At 66.5% G+C, this 20,006-nt stretch carries 19 protein-coding genes; 3 read left to right on the forward strand and 16 right to left on the reverse strand.

What is annotated here, in order from left to right:
* Positions 1-22: 22 nt before the first annotated feature.
* The 4 genes from ASC78_RS08445 to ASC78_RS08460 are packed head-to-tail and all read right to left on the reverse strand — an operon-like array spanning position 23 to position 4,757.
* Positions 23-925: an AAA family ATPase gene (locus ASC78_RS08445; RefSeq protein WP_055799247.1), complete on the reverse strand. Its 903-nt coding sequence runs from the start codon at positions 923-925 to the stop codon at positions 23-25.
* A 58-nt stretch (positions 926-983) separates the two neighbouring features.
* A complete protein-coding gene (locus ASC78_RS08450) occupies positions 984-1,775 on the reverse strand; it encodes an FAD binding domain-containing protein (RefSeq protein ID WP_055799250.1) in 792 nt (263 codons plus the stop codon).
* Between the two features lie 21 nt (positions 1,776-1,796).
* A complete protein-coding gene (locus ASC78_RS08455; protein WP_055799253.1) occupies positions 1,797-4,247 on the reverse strand; it encodes a xanthine dehydrogenase family protein molybdopterin-binding subunit in 2,451 nt (816 codons plus the stop codon).
* 12 nt (positions 4,248-4,259) lie between these two features.
* A complete protein-coding gene (locus ASC78_RS08460; RefSeq protein ID WP_055799257.1) occupies positions 4,260-4,757 on the reverse strand; it encodes a (2Fe-2S)-binding protein in 498 nt (165 codons plus the stop codon).
* A gap of 183 nt (positions 4,758-4,940) precedes the next feature.
* Between ASC78_RS08460 and ASC78_RS08465 the strand changes: the two genes are divergently transcribed.
* Positions 4,941-6,083, forward strand: a complete 1,143-nt coding sequence (locus tag ASC78_RS08465) for a helix-turn-helix domain-containing protein (RefSeq protein ID WP_082517484.1) — start codon at positions 4,941-4,943, stop codon at positions 6,081-6,083.
* Between the two features lie 4 nt (positions 6,084-6,087).
* Here ASC78_RS08465 and ASC78_RS08470 read toward each other — a convergent pair whose 3' ends face one another.
* From ASC78_RS08470 to ASC78_RS08520, 11 genes are all read right to left on the reverse strand, one after another.
* Positions 6,088-6,465, reverse strand: coding sequence for a nuclear transport factor 2 family protein (locus ASC78_RS08470; RefSeq protein ID WP_055799676.1), 378 nt, complete (start codon positions 6,463-6,465; stop codon positions 6,088-6,090).
* Positions 6,466-6,587: 122 nt separating this feature from the next.
* The gene (locus ASC78_RS08475) at positions 6,588-7,445 is read right to left on the reverse strand and encodes an extracellular solute-binding protein (RefSeq protein WP_055799261.1); all 858 of its coding nucleotides are present in this window, start codon (positions 7,443-7,445) and stop codon (positions 6,588-6,590) included.
* Positions 7,442-8,161, reverse strand: coding sequence for an ABC transporter ATP-binding protein (locus tag ASC78_RS08480; protein WP_055799264.1), 720 nt, complete (start codon positions 8,159-8,161; stop codon positions 7,442-7,444). Before ASC78_RS08480 ends, ASC78_RS08475 begins: the two co-directional genes overlap by 4 nt.
* Positions 8,158-8,916, reverse strand: coding sequence for an ABC transporter permease (locus ASC78_RS08485; protein ID WP_055799267.1), 759 nt, complete (start codon positions 8,914-8,916; stop codon positions 8,158-8,160). The genes ASC78_RS08480 and ASC78_RS08485 overlap by 4 nt, the downstream gene beginning before the upstream one ends.
* Positions 8,917-9,007: 91 nt before the next feature.
* The gene (locus ASC78_RS08490) at positions 9,008-10,480 is read right to left on the reverse strand and encodes a M81 family metallopeptidase (RefSeq protein ID WP_055799270.1); all 1,473 of its coding nucleotides are present in this window, start codon (positions 10,478-10,480) and stop codon (positions 9,008-9,010) included.
* Positions 10,477-11,733 carry a Zn-dependent hydrolase gene (locus tag ASC78_RS08495; protein WP_055799272.1) on the reverse strand — a complete coding sequence of 419 codons (1,257 nt, stop codon included), beginning with the start codon at positions 11,731-11,733 and terminating at the stop codon, positions 10,477-10,479. Before ASC78_RS08495 ends, ASC78_RS08490 begins: the two co-directional genes overlap by 4 nt.
* Positions 11,734-11,766: 33 nt before the next feature.
* Positions 11,767-12,477 (reverse strand): ABC transporter ATP-binding protein, encoded by a 711-nt coding sequence (locus tag ASC78_RS08500; protein WP_055799276.1) that lies wholly within the window; start codon positions 12,475-12,477, stop codon positions 11,767-11,769.
* A gap of 87 nt (positions 12,478-12,564) precedes the next feature.
* Positions 12,565-13,335, reverse strand: coding sequence for an ABC transporter ATP-binding protein (locus ASC78_RS08505; protein WP_055799278.1), 771 nt, complete (start codon positions 13,333-13,335; stop codon positions 12,565-12,567).
* A complete protein-coding gene (locus ASC78_RS08510) occupies positions 13,332-14,294 on the reverse strand; it encodes a branched-chain amino acid ABC transporter permease (RefSeq protein WP_055799281.1) in 963 nt (320 codons plus the stop codon). Before ASC78_RS08510 ends, ASC78_RS08505 begins: the two co-directional genes overlap by 4 nt.
* 8 nt (positions 14,295-14,302) lie before the next feature.
* A complete protein-coding gene (locus ASC78_RS08515) occupies positions 14,303-15,163 on the reverse strand; it encodes a branched-chain amino acid ABC transporter permease (RefSeq protein WP_055799286.1) in 861 nt (286 codons plus the stop codon).
* A 32-nt stretch (positions 15,164-15,195) separates the two neighbouring features.
* Positions 15,196-16,401, reverse strand: a complete 1,206-nt coding sequence (locus ASC78_RS08520) for an ABC transporter substrate-binding protein (RefSeq protein WP_055799287.1) — start codon at positions 16,399-16,401, stop codon at positions 15,196-15,198.
* Between the two features lie 187 nt (positions 16,402-16,588).
* On the opposite strand from ASC78_RS08520, the gene ASC78_RS08525 reads away from it, so the two are divergent.
* Positions 16,589-17,374, forward strand: coding sequence for a FadR/GntR family transcriptional regulator (locus tag ASC78_RS08525; RefSeq protein WP_235505030.1), 786 nt, complete (start codon positions 16,589-16,591; stop codon positions 17,372-17,374).
* A 154-nt stretch (positions 17,375-17,528) separates the two neighbouring features.
* Here the strand turns inward: ASC78_RS08525 and ASC78_RS08530 are convergent, their stop codons facing one another.
* Positions 17,529-18,497, reverse strand: a complete 969-nt coding sequence (locus ASC78_RS08530; RefSeq protein ID WP_055799290.1) for a LysR family transcriptional regulator — start codon at positions 18,495-18,497, stop codon at positions 17,529-17,531.
* Between the two features lie 108 nt (positions 18,498-18,605).
* Here ASC78_RS08530 and ASC78_RS08535 point away from each other — a divergent pair, with 108 nt between their 5' ends.
* Complete coding sequence (locus tag ASC78_RS08535) at positions 18,606-19,961, forward strand: aspartate aminotransferase family protein (protein ID WP_055799293.1); 1,356 nt, start codon at positions 18,606-18,608, stop codon at positions 19,959-19,961.
* Positions 19,962-20,006: the final 45 nt, after the last annotated feature.

Raw genomic sequence — 20,006 nt, forward strand, 5'->3', positions numbered from 1 at the left:
CGGCCGCTACCTTCGGCCGCGCTCAGGGCGCAACCGGTTCCTCGGGCTTCAGCAGGTCGGATGCGAGTTCACGCGTGAGCGCGGCCACGTCGTCGCGCTGCTTGAACAGGATGCCGGCCGTGTCGACCACCACTTCGGGATCGAGCTCGACGGTATCGAGCGCAATCAGCGCCCTCGCCCACTCGACGCTCTCCGCAATGCCGGGTGCGCGCTGGAACGCGTTGACGAAAGGTGCATCGCGCAGCCGTGCGACGAAAGCGGCCACCTGGGCCGAAAGCTTTTCGCCCGCCTCTGGCACTTGCGCGCGCACGATCGCCAGCTCGCGTTCGCGCTCGGGGTAGTCGAGCCAGTGATAAAGGCAGCGACGCTTGACCGCATCGTTGAGCTCGCGCGTGCGGTTGCTGGTGAGGATGGTGACCGGCGGCACCACGGCGCGCACGGTGCCGAGCTCGGGAATGCTGACCTGGTATTCACCGAGGTATTCGAGCAGGAAGGCCTCGAAGGGTTCGTCGGCGCGGTCGACCTCGTCGATCAGCAGCACGGCGCCGGGCGCGGGGGTCTGCAAGGCCTGCAACAGCGGCCGGCGGATCAGGTAGTGCGGCTGGTAAACCTCGGCTTCGACGTCGCGTGCCGCGCCCGTGGCCTCAGCCGCGCGCATATGCAAGAGCTGCGCGGCATAGTTCCATTCATAAAGCGCTTCGCGCTGCTCCAATCCGTCGTAGCACTGCAGGCGCAGCAGCTCGCGGTTGAGCGCTTTCGACAACGCCTTGGCCAGCTCGGTCTTGCCGACGCCGGGTTCGCCCTCGAGCAGCAGCGGGCGTTGCAGCTTGAGCGCAAGGAACACGGCCGTAGCCAGGCGGCGGTCGGCAAAGTAGCCGGCCTGCATCAAACCGGCGGAGAGGGAATCGATGGTCGGGAAGATCATGGCAAAGCGTAGCGGAAGACGCGAGGATGCCGCGCCTTCCGGTCGAAACCCGACTGTTTCAGCCCAGTGCCCTGGTCACCGCGCGCTGCGTCAGCACGCTGATCAGGTTGGCACGGTAGGCGGCCGACGCATGCAGGTCGCTGTTGAGGTCGCTCGCATCGATCTTCACCGCTGCGGCAGCTGCCGCCGTGAAGCTCTTGTTGAGCGCATCTTCGAGTCCCGCATGGCGGAACACGCCGTTGCCGGCTCCGGTGATCGCCACCCGCACGCCGCTGTCGTACTGCGCGAGGAACACGCCGACGAGCGGAAAGTTCGACGCCTTCTGGCGCAGCTTTTCATACACGGCGCGCTTGGGAATCGGAAACCGGATCGCGGTGATCAACTCGTCTTCTTCCAGGGCCGTGGTGAAGAGGCCCAGGAAGAAATCGTCAGCCGCGATCTCGCGCTTCGAGGTGATCACCGTGGCGCCGGAACCCAGCACCGCGCTGGGATAACACGCAGCCGGGTCGTTGTTGGCCACGGAGCCCCCGATGGTGCCCATCGCGCGCACCTGCCGGTCGCCGATGCGCGAGGCCAGATCAGCGAGCGCGGGGAAGGCGGCTTTCACGTCTGGGTTGTTGGCCACGTCGAGGTGGCGCGACATGGCACCGATGGTGATCGTGCCAGCGTCTTTCTTGATGCCGGTGAGCTCCTTGATGCCGCCAAGGTCCACGAGCCGCTCGGGCGCGGAGAGCCTGAGCTTCATGGAGGCGAGCAGCGTCTGGCCGCCGGCCAGCGGCTTGGCGCCGGCGGTGACCAGCTTGGCCGCGTCGGCCACGGTGGAGGGCCGTTCGAGTGTGAAGGGGTACATGGTGTGTGGTTCCTTCTGTGTTCAGGGGGCGGGACGGCCTTGGGTGCTGGCGGCCAGCGAGGGCTCTTGCGGCGGCGCAGTCTGCGCCTCGCTGCCGCTGCCTTTCTGCATGGCCTCCCAGACGCGGTTGGCCGATGCAGGCATGTCGAGATCCTTGACGCCGAGCGGCGACAGCGCGTCGAGCACGGCGTTGATCACCGCCGGTGGCGAGCCGATGGCGCCCGCCTCGCCGCAGCCCTTGGTGCCGAGCGGGTTGTGCGTGCATGGCGTGCACACGGTGTCGAGCTTGAACTGCGGAAAATCGGCTGCCCTGGGCATGGCGTAGTCCATGAAGCTGCCGGTGAGCAGCTGGCCGGTCTCGTTGTCGTACACGCAGTTTTCGAGCAGCGCCTGGCCGATGCCTTGCACCAGCCCGCCGTGCACCTGGCCCTCGACGATCATCGGATTGATGATGGTGCCGAAATCGTCCACCGCGGTGAAGCGGTCGACGCGGACCTCGCCGGTCTGCTTGTCGACCTCGACTTCGCAGATGTAGGTGCCACCCGGGAAGGTGAAGTTCGTCGGGTCGTAGAAGGCGGTTTCGTTCAGGCCAGGCTCGAGCTTATCAAGCGGGTAGTTATGCGGCACGTAGGCCGTGAGCGCCACCTGGCCGAACGGAATCTTCTTGTCGGTGCCCTTGACCGTGAACTCGCCGTTCGCAAACTCGATGTCGGCGTCGCTCGCCTCCATCAGGTGCGCGGCAATTTTCTTGGCCTTGGTCTCGATCTTGTCGAGCGCCTTCATGATGGCGGCGCCGCCGACCGAGATCGAGCGCGAGCCGTAGGTGCCCATGCCGAAGGGCACGCGGCCGGTGTCGCCGTGCACCACGTCGACGTTGTCGACCGGAATGCCCAGCCGCGCCGCCACCACCTGTGCAAAGGTGGTTTCGTGCCCCTGGCCGTGGCTGTGCGAGCCGGTGAACACCGTCACGCTGCCCGTGGGGTGCACGCGGATTTCGCCGCATTCGAACAAGCCCGCGCGCGCGCCCAGGGCACCCGCGATGTTCGACGGCGCAATGCCACAGGCCTCGATGTAGCTCGAGTAGCCGATGCCGCGCAGCTTGCCACTGGCCTCGGTCGCCGCCTTGCGCTGGGCAAAGCCTTCGACGTCGGCCAGCACCCGAGCCTTGTCCATGCAGGCATGGAAGTCGCCCGTGTCGTACTGCAGCGCCACCGGTGTCTGGTACGGAAAGGTGGTGATGAAGTTGCGCTTGCGGATCTCGTCCTGGCCCAGATTCATTTCCCAAGCGCAGCGCGAAACGAGGCGTTCGAGCAGGTAGGTGGCTTCGGGCCGCCCCGCCCCGCGGTAGGCGTCGACCGGCGCGGTGTTGGTGAACCACGCATCGACTTCGACGTAGATCTGAGGCGTGGTGTACTGGCCCGCGAGCAGCGTGGCGTAGAGGATGGTGGGTACCGCGGTCGAGAAGGTCGACAGGTAGGCGCCCAGGTTGGCGTCGGTGTGCACCCGCATCGCAAGGAACTTGCCATCCTTGTCCAGCGCCATCTCTGCATGGCTCACGTGGTCTCGGCCATGCGCATCGGACAGGAAACATTCCGAGCGTTCCGCCGTCCACTTGATGTTGCGGTTGAGCTGCTTGGCGGCCCAGGTCAGGCACACGTCTTCGGCATACAGAAAGATCTTGGAGCCGAAGCCGCCGCCCACGTCGGGCGCGATCACGCGCACCTTGTGCTCGGGCAACCCCAGCACGAAGGCCGTCATCAGCAAGCGCTCGACGTGCGGGTTCTGGTTGGACACGTAGAGCGTGTAGTCGTCGGTGCCGCGGCTGTAGCTGCCGATGGCCACGCGCGGCTCGATCGGATTGGGCACCAGCCGGTTGTTGACGAGGTCGAGCTTGGTCACGTGCGCAGCATTGGCAAACACCGCATCAACCGCGGCCTTGTCGCCCAGCGCCCACTTGTAGCACCGGTTGTCGGGTGCCTCGTCGTGCAGCGTGACGCCGCTGGCCGTTTTGGCCGCGTCGGCCACGCTCACCAGCGCGGGCAGCACGTCATAGTCGACCACCACGGCCTCGGCGGCGTTCTTGGCCTGCTCAACCGTTTCCGCTACCACCATGGCCACGTGGTCGCCCACGTAGCGCACCTTGTTGATCGCGAGGATCGGGTGCATCGGCTCCTTCATGGGGGTGCCGTCGGGGTTGTTGATGAGCCAGCCGCAAGGCAGCCCGCCCATCTTTCCTTCGATGTCCTTGCCGCTGAAGATGCCGACCACGCCGGGCATCTTGAGCGCCTCGGCAACGTCGACAGACTTGACGACCGCGTGGGCGTGCGGCGAGCGCACGAAGACCGCATGGCTCTGGTTGGCCAGCGTGATGTCGTCGGTGTAGTTGCCCGCGCCGGTCAGGAAGCGGTAGTCTTCCTTGCGCCGCAGCGCTTCGCCGATGTGGGGCAGATTAGAGAAGTCGGAAGCACCCATGATGTGGCTCCCTTAAACGGTGGCCGTGGTCTTGACCGGGGTGCCCGAGGCCATGGCCTCGCCGCCCATCTTCACGGCCTTGACGATGTTCTGGTAGCCCGTGCAGCGGCACAGGTTGCCGTCGAGCAGCTCGCGGATCTCGGCTTCGCTCGACTTGGGGTGGTGGGTGCACAGGTCGATGGCGCTCATGACCATGCCGGGGGTGCAGAACCCGCACTGCAGGCCGTGGCACTCCTTGAAAGCGGCTTGCATGGGGTGCATGGTGCCGTCCGGCTGGGCAACGCCCTCGATGGTGGTGATTTGCGCACCGGCCACCTGCCCGACCAATACGTTGCACGACTTGACGGCGCGCCCGTTCACGTGAACGGTGCAGGCGCCGCACTGGGCGGTGTCGCAGCCGACATGGGTGCCGGTGAGATGAAGATGCTCGCGGATGGCGTGCACCAGGAATGTGTTGGGGGGTGCGTCGACTGTGGCCGGTCGGCCGTTGACCGTGAAAGCTACCTGCATTTTGGCTGTCTCCGTTGAAGGTGATGGCTGGCTCAGCGAGTGGCATCTTGGATGCCTGCCCCGTGCACTATCCTAGGCAAAACCCTCGCCGCTTGCGCAGCATGCGCGAAATTCTCAAAATGAAACAACTTGCCGAGTGGCAAGAATCAAGAAAAAGACCTCTCGCCCGAGCCACCCGACCCCATGCCCGCTTCCCTCGTCCCGCCCCCGCCCGAGCGCTCGCTCACCATTGCGCAGGCCCGTCGGGAGCTGATCCACGGTGAAGGCTCGCACTCCCGCGGCAGCATGCGCATCGAACCATGGATCGCCCGGTCCTGGGAGCGCTGCATCCAAGCCGGGCGGCAGCCGCAGCAGCGGGTGGAGTTCGAACCGGTGGGCCGGTCGGCGGTTCGCCACGTGGCCGAGCGCAACCGGGCGCTGGTGGCGGCGGCCCGGCCTGTGATCGAGCGGCTGTCGCGCGCCATTGCCGACACGCGCTATTTCGCCGTATTGACCGATGCCGCTGGCATCGTGGTCGACGTGGGCCCCCTGCCCAACGGCACCGGCGCCGCCAGCCTCCATGTCCGCAACATCGCGCGCGTCGGCGTCGATTTGTCGGAGCGCGCGATCGGCACCAGCGCGATCAGCACCGCGCTGACCGAGCAGGAATCGGTGTGGCTGCACCGCGGCGAGCATTTCTTCGAAGACACCAGCGTCTACAGCTGCGCCGGGGCGCCGCTTTTCGGCCCGCGGGGCGACTGCATCGGCATGCTCGACCTGACCGGCGTCCAGGTGGTCGAGCGGCCGGAGCTGCGGCACCTGGCCACGCTCTCGGCGCGCAGCATCGAGAACATGCTGGTGCTGAAGGAGCCGTGCGAGCTGCGGCTGCATCTCTCGTGGCCCGGCTGCCCGCCGGGCAACGATGCCACCGAGGGCCTGCTGTGCATCGACGCTGAGGGCAAGGTCACGGGCGCCAATGCCGCAGCGCGGCAGATGCTGCACCAGCCGCTCGCAACGCGCGGCCCGAATACCCTGCATTGCAACGACTTGTTCGCGCTGCCGCTCGACATGCTGTTCGATGCGGCCCGGCGCGGCGAGGCCGTGCTCGAGGTGCCGCTCTGGTCCGGATTGCGCATCGAGGTGCGGCCGCGGCGCGGCGGCAAGAGCCCGGCGAGTGCGGCGCCCGAGACCCGGCCCCTGCTGCGAGACGTCGAGACCGCGCTCATTCGCAAGGCCGTGACCGACGCCCGCGGCAACGTGGCCGAAGCCGCGCGCACCCTCGGCATCAGCCGGGCTACCGTCTACCGCAAACTGTGGCGCGGCCGCGCCGCCGGGTCGACGGACTGAAGCTTCAGGCGCCCACCGGCACCTTGTCGAGGAAGCCGGTCACCGAGCGCAGCTTGCCCGCATCGAGCCGCGCGAAATCGGTCCCTTGGATCAGGTCTTCGGCGCCGCTCGGGCCCAGGATCCATGAAAAGCGCAGGTTGTCGCCGTGCACCTCGGCCTTGCCGAACAGGTTGAAGCGAAAACCCGGATAGCGTTGATGCACGGCACCGACCAGTGCGCTGATCTGCTCGCGGCCGCTGGCCTGTGCCATGGGATCGGCATAGTGCGCGTCGGCCGTCCAGTGGGCTTCGATCAGTGCGGCGCGGCGCGCGGCATCGGTTTCGTTCCAGACGGCGATGTAGCGTTGGGCAATGGCGGCGGCGTCGTGAGCGGCGGTGTTCATGATGACGATTCCTTCCGAGAGTGGAGCCCGCAACATCGCGGGGTGAAGGAATGGTCGCGCCGGGTGCGCGCGGCGTCGATGACCTCGCAGGTCATAAAGCGCGGCGGTGGCCGCCACGCATTTCAGTTGGCCAGCGCGTTGGGAAAGAACAGCTGCTCGCCGCCAATCTTGTAGTCCGCGATGGTCTGCTGTCCGGCCGGCGAGATCACCCAGTCGACGAACTTCTGCGCGCCCTTGCCGTTGAGCGAGGGAAATTTGGCCGGGCTCACCACCATCACGCCATATTGGTTGAAGAGCCGCTTGTCGCCTTCGACCAGCACTGCCAGGTCGGCGCGGTTCTTGAAGCTGAGCCAAGTGCCGCGGTCTGCCAGCACATAGGCGCCGGACGAGGCCGCGATGTTGAGCGCCGGCCCCATGCCGCAGCCGCACTCCCTGTAGCCCGTACCTTTGCGGTCGTTGGGCACGAGCTGTCCGGCTTCGGCCACGCCGGCCTGCGTCCAGAGGCGGCGCTCGGCCGCGTCGGTGCCGCTCTTGTCGCCGCGCGAAACGAACGGCGCATTGACCGTGGCGATCTTCTTCAGCGCGGCCGCGATGTCCTTGCCCTTGGTGCCCGCCGGGTCGGCCTTCGGCCCCACCAGCACGAAGTCGTTGTACATCACGGGGTAGCGCCTGGCACTGAAGCCCTCGGCCACGAACCTCTCCTCGGCGGCGGTGTCGTGCACAAAGAGCACGTCGGCATCGCCGCGCTTGGCCATGTCGATCGCCTGGCCCGTGCCCACCGCCACCACCTTGACGTCGATGTCGCTGGCTTTCTTGAAGGCTGGCAGCAGGTGCGAGAACAGGCCCGATTGCTCGGTGGACGTCGTCGAGGCCATGGTGATGGTCTCAGCGTGCACCGCACCCACGGCCAGGAAGAAAACCGCCGCCGCCAGCGAGGCGCGAATGCCCGCATTGCTGCGGCGCTTGAAAGACAGACTCATGCCAACTCTCCTTTGACGAACAGGCGGGCCTCTTCCGGCAGCGGCCCATGAAAGAAATCGTGCACGGGCAGGTCGGCCAGCACGCGACCTTGCTCCAGGTAGATCACGCGGCTGGCCAACCGTTTCACCTGACCGAGGTTGTGGCTTGCGAACACCAGCGTGCGGCCCGCGGCCGCTTCGGCGATGAGCGACTCGACCTCGCGCTTGGCAGTGGGGTCAAGGCTGGCGGTGGGCTCGTCGAGCAGCAGCACCGCCGGATGCAGCGCCCAGGCACGTGCCAGCGCCACCCGCTGTTGCTGGCCGCCCGACAAGGCGCGAGCGTTGCGGTTTGCCAGGTCTTCTAGCCCCACCCGCGCCAGTGCCGGAATGGCGGCGCGGCGGGCATCGCGCCAGCGCATTCCGCGCAGCCACAGCGCCATCGCCACGTTGACAGCCACCGACGTGCGCAGCATGTGCGGACGCTGGAACAGCATGGCTTGGTGGCGGCCCGGCGCGGCGCTGGTGAAACTCCCCGCCGCATGCGGCACCAGGCCATGCAGGAGCCGCAGCAGCGTGGTCTTGCCGCTGCCGTTGGCGCCGATCAGCGCCACGCGCTCGCCGGCCGCAATGGTCAGGGTCGCGCCCTGCAGGGCCGCCACGCGTCCCAGCCGCACGTCGACGCCGTAGAGCGCAAAGACGGTGTTGTCGGCGCTCGCCAGTTGCACGTGTTCGTTCATGGGCGCGCCTCGGGCCGCCACCAAGCCGTCATGCCGCCGCCTTCGCCGCCCCCGCCATCGACCCGCTCGCGCCACCCGCGGACCGCGGCAATGGCAAGGTTGAGCACCAGCACCACGCCCAGCAACACGATGCCCAGGGCCAGCGCCAGCGGCAGGTCGCCCTTGCTGGTTTCGAGCGCAATGGCGGTGGTCATCACGCGGGTGAAGCCGTCGATGTTGCCGCCCACCACCATCACCGCGCCCACTTCCGACACGGCGCGGCCGAACGCGGCGATGAGCACGGTGAGCAGCGCATAGCGCTCGTCCCACACCAAGAGAAGCGCCCGTACCAGCGGCCTGGCGCCCAGCGAGCGCAGCTGCTCGCCATGCGCGCGCTCGGCGTCCTCGATAGTCTGGCGCGTGAGCGCGGTCACCACCGGCAGCACCAGCACCGTCTGCGCCAGCACCATGGCCTTGAACGAAAAAAGCCAGCCCAAAAAGCCGAGCGGTCCGGAGCGCGACAGCAAAAGATAGATCACCAGCCCCACCACCACCGACGGCAGCGCCAACAGGGTGTTCAGCAGTGTGAGCAAGCCGGCGCGGCCGCGAAAGCGTGCCACGCCCAGCCACGCCCCCAGCAGCAGGCCCAGCCCGCAGGCCAGCGCGCAGGCGCTGGCGCTGACCGCGAGCGAGCGCCCGACGATCGCCAGCAGCACCGGATCGCCGGACACGAGCAACTGCCAGGCCGCGACGGCGCTCTGTGCAAAGGTGTTCACGCGGAGGGCTTCATGGGGTGAAGCGCCGCAGTATCGCGGTGTACTTCCAAATACCTATGCAATTTTTTGCATATGCAGCCCAACCGGACAGTCAGACGGCGTCGAGCGGATACACCGGCCTGCGCACCTTGGAAAACGGGAACAGGCCGTAGTCCGAACTGGTCACGCCCGGGCTGTCGCACTCCACCAGCGCGGCCGAGATCGGCTCGAAGACCGGCCGGCAGTACATGCGCGACTTGAGCAGCAGGAAGCGCTCCTTGCGCGGATCGAGCCCCGCGCATTCGAAAACGCCGAGGTCCCACGGCTCCTGCGTGCGCTCGGTCACCACGATGCGCGCCGCGCCGATATCGAACAGCACCGTGCGCCCCATGCTGCTGCGCTGGCCCGTGTAGGTGGGCCCGGTGATCACGTATTCGCCGTTGCAGATGGTGCGAACCGTGCCGGTCAGCATGACGGGCTTCTTGGAAAGACCGATGCCTTCGAGCGACACCTTGTTGCCCAGCGCCACCGTGACTGTGGCGCCCTCGCCCGCCGCGATGAGTTCGCCCACGGCCTCGGGGTCGCACAGCGGCCCCATGCCAATGCCGTCGAGGCCCTGCGCCAGGGCTTCCTGCAGCACGTCCATGGTGTCGCAACTGCCGCCGGACATGCAGTTGTCGCCGTGGTCGAGCAGCAGCACAGGGCGCGTCGCGCCGTGGGCGATCGCCTTCGCGCGCGCCACTGATTCGGCCAGCGGCTCGCTGCGGTAGATGAAGGCTTCGCGCTCGGCCCACATCTGGGCCGCAATGCGGTCTGCCGTGGCCTGCGCCCGCTCGGGAGATTGCGCATCGACCACCACCACGCTCATGCAAGGCGCCTCAATGTCCGACAACGAGAAACCGGCAAAGATCGACACCGCGAGCGATTCCGATTTTTCGGCCTCGCGCGCCGCCTCGATGGCCCGCTGCATCGCGCCGGTGAACGACGCGCTGCGCAGCGTGTGCGCCATCAACGGCAGCTGGTGCCAGCGCATCGCGGGCTTGTTGCGCCCCGCGAGCAGATCGAACAGCAGCCGGCCCGCATGCTCGCCCGTCTCGTACATGTCGATGTGCGGATAGGTCTTGAAGCCGACGATCACGTCCGCATTGCCAACCATCGCGGGCGTGACGTTGGCGTGCAAGTCGAGCGCCACGCCAATGGGCACGCCGGGCGCCGCAGCACGCAGCCGAAGCAGCAGATCGCCCTCGCCGTCCGCGCTGTTCTGCGCCACCATGGCGCCGTGCAGGTCGAGCAGGATGGCATCGCAGCCGGGCGCGGCATCGACGATGCACTGCGTGAGCGTGGTGTAGGCCTTCGCATCGACCGGCCCGCTCGGATTGGCCGAGGCCGAAACCGGCGTGATCAGCGTCGCACCGGCCTGTTCGGCCAGGTCGATGAAGGCCGACATGGCAGTGCGCATGCCCTTGTTGTCCTTGTAGGCCTGCGCTCCGAACGTGGGTCCGTCGGGCCCGAAGGCCGCCAGCGGCGTGGGCACCGGCGAAAAGGTGTTGGTCTCGTGGTTGAGCCTTGCGATCAGCACCTTCATTGGGCCGCCACTCCTGCGCTTTGCAGCATCGCCTGCAGCAGCACATTGCAGCCGGCCTCGAGGTGGCCGGGCTGCGCGTCCTCAATCTCGTTGTGGCTGATGCCATCGAGGCAAGGGACGAAGATCATCGCTGTCGGGCACACGCGCGCCAGGTACACCGCATCGTGCCCCGCGCCGCTGATCACGTTCATCCAGGTCATGCCCTGCGCCTGTGCGGCCTCGCGAATGGCGGACACCAGCGTGGGCGTGAAAGGCTGCGGCGGAAAGTAGACGACCTGCTCCACCGTGGCCTCGACCTTGGCCTTGGCGGCGATGCGCTGCACCGCTTCTTTCAGCTCGGCGTCCATGGCCGACAGCACCACGTCGTCCGCCGCGCGCAGGTCGACGCTGAGCTTCACGCGGCCTGGAATCACGTTGCGCGAATTGGGATAGTTCTCGATCCAGCCGACCGTGCCGCGGCCATGCGGCGCGTGCGCCAGCGCGATGCGGTTGACCTCCAGCACCAGTTCGGAGGCCGCAAGCAGCGCATCCTTGCGCAGCTCCATCGGCGTGGGGCCGGCGTGGGCCTCCATGCCCTGCAGCACCACGTCGTACCAGCGCTGGCCGAGGGCGCCCTCGACCACGCCGATGACGCGCTCGTTGGCCTCGAGCACCGGGCCCTGCTCGATGTGCGCCTCGAAGTACGCGCCCACGGGCGATGCCGCGGCCGAGGCCGGTGCGGCGCCCGCATAGCCGATCGACGCGAGCGCCTCGGCCACGCTAATGCCGTCGTTGTCGCGCTGCGCCAGTGCATGCTCGAGCGTAAAGGCGTCGGCGAACACGCCCGAGCCCATCATCACGGGCACGAAGCGCGAGCCCTCTTCATTGGTCCACACGGCGATCTCCAGCGGCGCCTCGGTGACGATGCCGGCGTCGTTCAGGCTGCGGATCACCTCCAGCCCGGCCAGCACGCCATAGTTGCCGTCGAACTTTCCGCCCGTGGGCTGGGTGTCGATATGGCTGCCCGTGACCACCGGGGGCAGTGTGTTGTCACGGCCGGCGCGGCGCGCAAAGATGTTGCCGATCTGGTCGACGCGCACCTCGCAACCGGCCTCGCGCGCCCAATGGGTGAAGAGATCGCGGCCCTGCCGGTCGAGGTCGGTCAGTGCGATGCGGCAGACGCCGCCTTTCTCGGTCGCGCCGAGCTTCGCCAGTTCCATCAGCGAGTTCCAGAGGCGATCGCCGTTGATGCGGAGTTGGGTGGATGAGTTCATGGCTTTGCAAAAAGAAGAAGGGGTGCGCAGGCACTAAGCAAGGCCCACGCCCAGATAGCGGTCTTTCACTTCATGGTCGGCCATGAAGGCGGCGTTGCCGGCCTCATGCACGATCACGCCCTGCTCCAGGATGTAGTGGCGGTCGGCCAATTGCACGCAGACTTCCAGGTTCTGCTCCACCAGCAGAATGGCCACGCCGGCCGCCTTGATGAGCTTGAGTTGCGCGACGATCTCTTCGACGATGACCGGCGCGAGGCCTTCTACGGGTTCGTCAAGAATCAGCAGCCGCGGATGATTCATCAACGCACGGCCGATCGCCAGCATCTGCTGCTCGCCGCCCGAGAGCTGGCCGCCGCCGTTGCGGCGACGCTCCCTCAGGCGCGGGAAGATGCGGTAGATGTCGTCCAGCTGCCACGGCGAATCGCGCCGCTGGCCGAGCAACAGGTTCTCTTCCACCGTCAGCAGCTTGAAGACGCCGCGGTGTTCGGGCACCAGGCACACGCCCCGCGTAGCTATGCGGTGCGGCGGCATGCCCGCGATGTCCGCGCCCTGAAAGCGCACGCGGCCGCCGCTGGGCGTGACGGCGCCGGCAATGCTCTTGAGCGTGGTCGACTTGCCCGCGCCGTTGCGACCGAGGAGCGTGACGAGCTCGGCATCGCCCACCGTCATCGACACGCCCTGCAGCACGTGGCTCTTGCCATAGTGGGCGTGCAGGCCTTCGACTTCAAGGATGTTCGCGCTCATAGGGGCGCCTCCGTTCTCTGAGAGCCGGCCATGGCCCGGCAGTTGCCCCCTCTCCCCKMGGGGAGAGGGAGGAAGGAACAGTGCCCCTCATGCCTTGCCCCCGGTGATCATGTTGCCGAGATAAGCCGTGCGCACGCGCGCATCGGCCCGGATGTCACCCGGCAGCCCTTCGGCCAGCACGCGGCCCAGCTGCATCACCGTCACGGTGTCGGAAATGTCCATCACGATGTTCATGTTGTGCTCGATCAGCACCACGGTGTGCGCATCGCGCAGGCCGCGGATCAGCCGCTTCATGTCGTCCAGGTCATCGATGCCCATGCCCGAAGTCGGCTCGTCCAGGAAGATGGCCTTGGGTTTCGCGGCCAGCGCCATGCCCACTTCGAGGCGGCGCTGCTGGCCGTGCGAGAGCTCGCTGGCGGGCACGTCGGCCAGCCGCTGGAGGCCCACGCGTTCCAGCACCTCGGCGACCGTTTCGGCGCAGGCACGTTCGCCGACCGGCGCACGCCAGCAGTTCATGGCCTGGCGCGGCGCGATGCCCTGTGCCGCGACGCGCAGGTTCTCGCGCACCGACAGGCTCGCGAACAGGCTGGTGACCTGGAACGAGCGTGCCATGCCGCGCTGCACGCGCTTGTAGTCGGGCTCGTGCGTCACGTCGTGGCCGTCGAACAGGATGCGGCCGCCCGTCGTGGTCCCGGTGCCCGTGAGCATGTGGAACAGCGTGGTCTTGCCGGCGCCGTTCGGGCCGATCACCGAGTGCACGGTGTTGCGCTTGATCTTCAGGTCGACCCCGCCGAGCGCGGCGAACTTGCCGTAGTGCTTGGTAACGCCGATGGCCTCGATGAGTACCGGTTGCGTCATGCTTTTTCTCCCTGCGCATGAGGCACGGCCGGCGTCGAAGGCGGCGTCTTACGGAACACGCGGCGCCACGCGCTTTCGCCCAGGCCCCAGAGGCCGCGCTGCATGCCGATGCTCACGCCGATCAGCAACAGCCCCAACAGCAGCAGCCATCGCGGCCACAGCGTGGACAGCCAGTCGGCCAGCAGCACATAGAAGGCCGAGCCCAGCACCGAGGCGAACAGATTGCCGGTGCCGCCGATCACGGTGATGACCAGGATCATCTCGCTCGTGTGGTACTCGGCATTCGACAGCGGCGCGATGCCGGTCATCATTGCGTGCAGGCCGCCTGCAAGGCCGGTCACGGCGCCGGAGATCACGAAGGCCAGCAGCTTGAAGCGCTTGAGGTTGTAGCCCACCGCGGCGGCACGATCCTCGTTGTCGCGAATGGCGAGCAGCGTGCGGCCGAACACCGAATCCGTCACGCGCAGCAACAGGCCGAAGGCGATGAGGAACATCACGGCCACGAAGGCGTAGTACTTCCAGGGCGTGTCCATGAAGGCGGGGCGCGGCACGTCGAGCAGCCCGTTGTCGCCGCCCGTGAGCCCCGAGGCCGTGTACGCGACAAAGTAGAACATCTGCGCAAAGGCCAGCGTGAGCATCACGAAGTAAGTGCCGCGCTGGCGGATGGCGACCCAGCCGACCACCGCCGCGCCCAGTGCGCCCATGGCAATGGCGGCAAGCAGCGCGAGCGGCATCGGCAGCTGCAACCGTGTGAGCAGGATCGCGATGGTGTAGCTGCCGAGCCCGAAGAAGATGCCCTGCCCGAACGACAGAAGCCCCGTGTAGCCCAGCAGCAGGTTGCAGCCCAGTGCGGCAAGTGCATAGATCAGCACCTCGCTCGCGAGCGAACCCGAGCGCAGCACCAGCGGCAGACCCAGCGCGACGATCAGCGCGAGGAGGAAAGTGATTTTTCTTGGCATGGGGTGTTTCATGTGCTCCGGCCAAGCAGGCCATGCGGGCGCAGCAGCAGCACGGCCGCCATCGCGATGTAGATCATCAAGCTCGCCCCCGGCGGCCAGATGGTGCTCATGAGGCTTTGCACGATGCCGATCAGCAAGCCGCCGACCAGCGCGCCGCCAAAACTGCCTAGCCCGCCAATCACCACCACCACGAAGGCGACGCCGAGTGCCTCGACGCCCATGAAAGGCTCCGCCCCGCGGATCGGCGCCGCCAGCACACCGGCCAGCGCCGCCGTGGCCGCACCCAGTGCGAACACCAGGCTGAACACGCGGAACACGTTGATGCCGAGTAGCGACACCATCTCCGTCGATTCGCTGCCCGCGCGCACCGCGCTGCCCAAGCGCGTGCCTTCGAGCACCCACCACAGGAGCACCGCGAGCACGGCGGTAAGACCGATCACGAACAGCCGGTACTTGGGATAGATGAAGCTGCCCCACATCACCACGCCCTGCAGCAGGTCGGGGGTCGCCACGCTGTTGCCCAGCGGCCCCCAGAACACGATGACGATCTCTTGCACCGCGAGCGCGAGCCCCACGGTCACGAGGATGTGGAACTCGTGCGCCTTGGCATACACGCGGCGCAGCAGCAGCTTCTCCGCGAGCCAACCCAGCCCGCCCACGAACAGCGGCACCAGCACCAGTGCGGCCCAGAAGTCGAGCCCCCACTGCATGGCCTGAAAGCACAGGTAGGCACCCAGCAGATAGAAAGCCCCGTGCGCAAAATTCACGAAGCGCAGCAGGCCGAACACGATGGACAAGCCAACGGCCAGCAGGAAATACAGCATGCCGATGCCGATTCCGTTGATGGTCTGGAGCAGGTAGACGGTCATGGGTGGGCGCGCCGGAGTCCTTGTCGGCGTGCTCAGGCCAGCTTGCAGCCGGTCTTGTCCACTGCGAGGAAGGACTTGCCGGAACTCACCACGTCCACATAGTCGGCCGCGTTCTTCATCTTCGACTTGGCCTTGCCCTTGAGCAGGTAGTAGTCCTTGATGACCTGGTGGTCGGCCTTGCGGATTTCTTCGGCGCCCGTGAGGCCTTCGTACTTCATCCCTTCGAGCGCCGCAATCACGGCCTTCTGGTCGACGGTGCCGGCCTTGACGATGCCGTCGATGAGGATCTTGGTGCAGACATACGAGCCTGCGAGGCTGTAGTTGGGAACGATCTTCAGCTTGCCGGCTGTGAGCTTCACCAGGTCCTTGTTGAGCGGGGTGTCGGCCGTGTGCCAGTACTGCGCGCCAAAGTAGACGCCGTCGCACAGGTCGGCGCCCAGTTCGTCGAACTGCTCCAGCCCCGAGGCCCAGGCAATGAGGATCGTCATGTTCTTGTGCATGCCGAAGCTCACCGCCTGGCGCAGCGCCGCCGACGACTGCGCGCCGAAGTTCAGCAGCAGCAGCACGTCGGGCTTGGCGGCCATCGCGTTGGTGAGGTAGCCGCTGAACTCCTTCTCGTTGAGCGAGTGGTAGCTGTTGCCCACGTGCTCGATGCCCTTCTCCTGGAAGATGTTCTTGGCCGCGCCCAACAGGCCTTCGCCGAAGACGTACTGCGGCGTGATGGTGTACCAGCGCTTGGCCTTGGGCATGGTGGCGATCAGCGGGCGCACCGTCTGCTCCACGGCGCCGAAGGTGGGCACCGACCAGCGGAAGGTGGCGGGGTTGCAGTCCTTCCCCGTGATCTCGTCCGCACCCGCGGTGGTGATGAAGATGCCGCCGGCCTTCTCGGCCTCCTTGCCCATGGCCAAAGCTTCCGACGACAGGATGCCGCCCGCGAAGAACTTCGCGCCCTGCTGCTGCGAGGCTTCCTGCACCTTGCGAACGGCGGTGGCCGGCTTGCCTTCGGTGTCGAGCACCGTGTAGGCCAGCGGGCGCTTGAGAACGCTGCCGTATTGCTCGATGGCCAGCTTCATGCCCAGGTCCGCGAACTTGCCGTTGGCTGCGAAGGCGCCCGACATCGGAACCGGGCAGCCGAAGCGGATCGCGTCGGCCGATTGGGCAAAGGCGGCGCGGCCGGCCAGGAGCGATGCGGGAGCGGCCGACAGGGCGGCGAGCTGAAGAAGGTGTCTGCGTTGCATGAAATTCTCCGGACGTGGTTGGGAGGTAGAGAAAGGGTGCGGCCTGGGTCGGCAGCGAATTTAAGCGGATAAATAGGATTAATATGCTGGTAAAAACCCGCTAGCAATGGCCGTGCCAAAATCCTGGACGACCCGGGCCCGATATCTGCTCCAAGTGCCTCATCACTCTTGAAATGACTCTTCACGCATGAAATCGCCGCAGGACGCCATGGCCTTTGGGCAGAACCGCCCCAGGCGGCAAAAGCTCTCCGACGTCATCGTCGAGGACGTCAAGCGCTGGATCGTTGCCGAGCGCAAGCAGCCAGGCGACCGGCTGCCCAATGAGAAGGAACTGATCGAGCTTTTCGGCTACTCGAAGAGCACGGTGCGCGAAGCGCTGAAGGCGCTGGAAGTGCGCGGGCTGATCTCCATCCGCACGGGGCCGGGCGGCGGGGCGTATCTGCAGCAGGTGTCGGTCGACCACGCGTCGGAGCCGCTACGCAACTTTCTGCACTTTCATCACCTGGATGGGCACCACATCTACCAGCTGCGCAAGGTGTTGGAGCCCGAATTGGCAGTGAGCGTGGTCGGCAAACTGACGCCCGAACATTTCGAGCGCCTGGAAGCGAACGTGCGCCTTTGCACTCTCGAGCCCACCAACGAGGACGAGTTGCGCACGCAGCGCGAGGCCGAGCTCGCGTTTCACACGTTGCTGGCGGAGGCCTGCCCCAATCCGGTGCTGTCCTTCATGTGCCGCTTCTTGAATGATTTGCTGCGCGACCTGGTGGTCTACAAGAAGGCGCTGGACCATCACCACTTTGGCGAGGCCAATGTCGACTATCACACGCAGTTGCTGTCGGCCTACCGGCGGGAAGATGCGAAGGAAGTCCGTCGGTTGATGGCCGAGCACATGGTCGATGCCGAGGCGCACATGCATGAGATGGAGGCGCATATCGGGGCCAAGCATCTGTTGTTGCCCAGCGGGCAGCGGTGACCGGCTGGGTGTTATCCCCTCTCCCCTTGGGGAGAGGGTTAGGGTGAGGGCCGCGGGCCTTCACACCCGCACGCCCTTTGCCATCGCCGAAACCCTCACCCCAGCCCTCTCCCGCAAGCGGGAGAGGGAGCAAGAGCGAGGTCGCGCACAGGCTTTACTTGTGCGCCTTCTCCAGACACTCCTGAAACGCCAGCACGGCCCGTGACGGCTTAGGCGAACGCCGCAGCAAGCTCACGAACCGGCACACATAGTTGAATCGCGCCGGCAACACCGCCTTCATCAGCCCACGCTCCTCGAACACCTGCGCGTAGTGGTCGGGCAAAAAACCGAGAAAACGCCCCGAAAGAATCAGCGTGGCAATCGCCTCCTGGTCGAAGCCCGTCGCCTTGCGCGAGAGCTTGGCCCGGTGGCTCAACTCCATGTTGGGAGAGTGGTAGCCAAGGCCCGCGAAGTGGTGCTCCCGCAGCTTGGTCCATGTCAGCTTTGCGTTGTTGCTCTCGAAGAGCGGATGTCCCTTGCCGCAGTAAAGCAGCATCGTCTCGTCGAACAGGTCCGCGTACACCAGGCTCTTCGAGGCGCGGTGCGCCGGGATGATGCCGATCTGGAAGTTGCCTTCCAGCACGCCCTGCTCGATGGCATTGATCGACCCCACGTGCACCGCCAGGTTCACCTCGGGCGCAATCTCCGTGAAGCGCGCAATCGCCTCGCCAATGCGCGCCTTCGAGTTGGTGGCCGTCTTGTCGAACAGCGCCACCTCCAGCTGCCCGCCCATGCGGTTGTGAATGTCGTCGATGCTGCCGCGAAACGCATCCACCGAGGCCAGCAGCCGCAGCGTCTCGTCGTACACGCGCTGGCCTTCGGCCGTGAGCGCAAAGCCCGCCCGGCCGCGCCGGCACAGCACCAGGCCGAGCCGCGTTTCCAGGTCTTTCACGTGCCGGCTCACGGTGGAGGTGCCGATGTTCAGCTCCAGCTCCGCCGCCGCCATGCCACCGCAGTCGACCACGCTCTTGAACACCTTGAGCAGGCGCAGGTCCATGTCGCTGAGCTGCCCCAGCACGGCGCGGTTGCGCGTGCTCGACGCACCGTTTTGGGCGTCGCTTCGGGTCCTGGTCTTTACTTGCATGAAGTGTCAAGTGAACATTGATATTGCGCCATTCTCCACACTGAAGGCTGTGCCAACAATCTGCACACCTCATTACCCTTTTGGAGCCCGCCCTGCGCGGGAAGCGCCATGACCCTTGCAACACCCGCCATCGAACCGACGCCCGCCCTCCGCACCGACGCCGCCTGGCTCGACGCGCACTGGATGCCCTACACCGGCAACCGCAACTTCAAAGCCGATCCGCGCATGATCGTGGAGGCCAAGGGCGCCTACTTCACCGACGGCGACGGCCGCAAGATCTTCGACGGCCTCTCGGGCCTCTGGTGCTCGGGCCTCGGCCACGGCCGCCCCGAAATCACCGAGGCGGTGAGCCGCCAGATCGCCAAGCTCGACTACTCGCCGGCCTTCCAGTTTGGCCACCCGCTCTCGTTCGAGCTGGCCAACAAGATCAAGGACCTGACGCCCGCGGGCCTGGACTATGTGTTCTTCACCGGCTCGGGCTCCGAGGCCGCCGACACCTCGCTCAAGATGGCGCGTGCTTACTGGCGCACCAAGGGCCTTGCCAGCAAGACACGCCTGATCGGCCGTGAGAAGGGCTACCACGGCGTCAACTTCGGCGGCATTTCGGTGGGCGGCATCGCGGCCAACCGCAAGCTCTTTGGCCAGGGCGTCGAAGCCGACCACCTGCCGCACACGCAGATTGCAGCCAACGCCTTCACGCGCGGCATGTCGGAAAACGGCGCCGAACTGGCCGACCGCCTGCTCGACCTGATCGCGCTGCACGATGCATCGAACATCGCGGCCGTGATCGTGGAGCCCTTCGCGGGCTCGGCCGGCGTGGTGATTCCGCCCAAGGGCTACCTGAAGCGGCTGCGCGACATCTGCACCGCAAACAACATCCTGTTGATCTTCGACGAGGTCATTACCGGTTTCGGCCGCTGCGGCGCGCTCACGGGCGCCGAAGCCTTCGACGTGACGCCCGACATCATGAACATCGCCAAGCAGGTGACCAACGGCGCGCAGCCGCTGGGCGCGGTGATTGCCAGCAAGGAGATCTACGACACCTTCATGGCGGCCGGCGGTCCCGACTACATGCTCGAATTTCCGCACGGCTACACCTACGGCGCACACCCGGTGGCCTGCGCCGCCGGCATCGCGGCGCTCGACGTGCTCCAGAAGGAAGACATGGTCGGCCGCGTGAAAACGCTCGCTCCGCATTTCGAGAACGCGGTGCACAGCCTCAAGGGCAGCAAGCACGTGGCGGACATCCGTAACTACGGCCTGGCCGCGGGGCTGACCATTTCGGCGCTCCCGGGCGAACCGGCGCGCCGCCCTTACGAGATCGCGATGAACTGCTGGAAGAAGGGCTTCTACGTGCGCTACGGCGGCGACACGATCCAGATTGCACCGCCCTTCATTTCCGAGAAGGCCGAGATCGACCGACTGGTCAACGCCTTGGGCGACGCGCTCGCAGAAACGGCCTGACGCACGGCAGCAGGCGGGCAATGGGCGGCTCTGCATAATGAGCCG

Source organism: Variovorax sp. Root318D1 (assembly GCF_001424835.1).
GTDB lineage: Bacteria > Pseudomonadota > Gammaproteobacteria > Burkholderiales > Burkholderiaceae_C > Variovorax.

Coding starts and splice junctions, on each gene's coding strand:
- ASC78_RS08510 (WP_055799281.1), bottom strand. CDS start 14,294: ATGCCAAGAAAAATCACTTTCCTCCTCGCGCTGATCGTCGCGCTGGGT.
- ASC78_RS08475 (WP_055799261.1), bottom strand. CDS start 7,445: ATGAGTCTGTCTTTCAAGCGCCGCAGCAATGCGGGCATTCGCGCCTCG.
- ASC78_RS08490 (WP_055799270.1), bottom strand. CDS start 10,480: ATGAAGGTGCTGATCGCAAGGCTCAACCACGAGACCAACACCTTTTCG.
- ASC78_RS08520 (WP_055799287.1), bottom strand. CDS start 16,401: ATGCAACGCAGACACCTTCTTCAGCTCGCCGCCCTGTCGGCCGCTCCC.
- ASC78_RS08455 (WP_055799253.1), bottom strand. CDS start 4,247: ATGGGTGCTTCCGACTTCTCTAATCTGCCCCACATCGGCGAAGCGCTG.
- ASC78_RS08460 (WP_055799257.1), bottom strand. CDS start 4,757: ATGCAGGTAGCTTTCACGGTCAACGGCCGACCGGCCACAGTCGACGCA.
- ASC78_RS08530 (WP_055799290.1), bottom strand. CDS start 18,497: ATGCAAGTAAAGACCAGGACCCGAAGCGACGCCCAAAACGGTGCGTCG.
- ASC78_RS08465 (WP_082517484.1), top strand. CDS start 4,941: ATGCCCGCTTCCCTCGTCCCGCCCCCGCCCGAGCGCTCGCTCACCATT.
- ASC78_RS08450 (WP_055799250.1), bottom strand. CDS start 1,775: ATGTACCCCTTCACACTCGAACGGCCCTCCACCGTGGCCGACGCGGCC.
- ASC78_RS08505 (WP_055799278.1), bottom strand. CDS start 13,335: ATGACGCAACCGGTACTCATCGAGGCCATCGGCGTTACCAAGCACTAC.
- ASC78_RS08495 (WP_055799272.1), bottom strand. CDS start 11,733: ATGAACTCATCCACCCAACTCCGCATCAACGGCGATCGCCTCTGGAAC.
- ASC78_RS08445 (WP_055799247.1), bottom strand. CDS start 925: ATGATCTTCCCGACCATCGATTCCCTCTCCGCCGGTTTGATGCAGGCC.
- ASC78_RS08535 (WP_055799293.1), top strand. CDS start 18,606: ATGACCCTTGCAACACCCGCCATCGAACCGACGCCCGCCCTCCGCACC.
- ASC78_RS08470 (WP_055799676.1), bottom strand. CDS start 6,465: ATGAACACCGCCGCTCACGACGCCGCCGCCATTGCCCAACGCTACATC.
- ASC78_RS08480 (WP_055799264.1), bottom strand. CDS start 8,161: ATGAACGAACACGTGCAACTGGCGAGCGCCGACAACACCGTCTTTGCG.
- ASC78_RS08500 (WP_055799276.1), bottom strand. CDS start 12,477: ATGAGCGCGAACATCCTTGAAGTCGAAGGCCTGCACGCCCACTATGGC.
- ASC78_RS08515 (WP_055799286.1), bottom strand. CDS start 15,163: ATGACCGTCTACCTGCTCCAGACCATCAACGGAATCGGCATCGGCATG.
- ASC78_RS08525 (WP_235505030.1), top strand. CDS start 16,589: ATGAAATCGCCGCAGGACGCCATGGCCTTTGGGCAGAACCGCCCCAGG.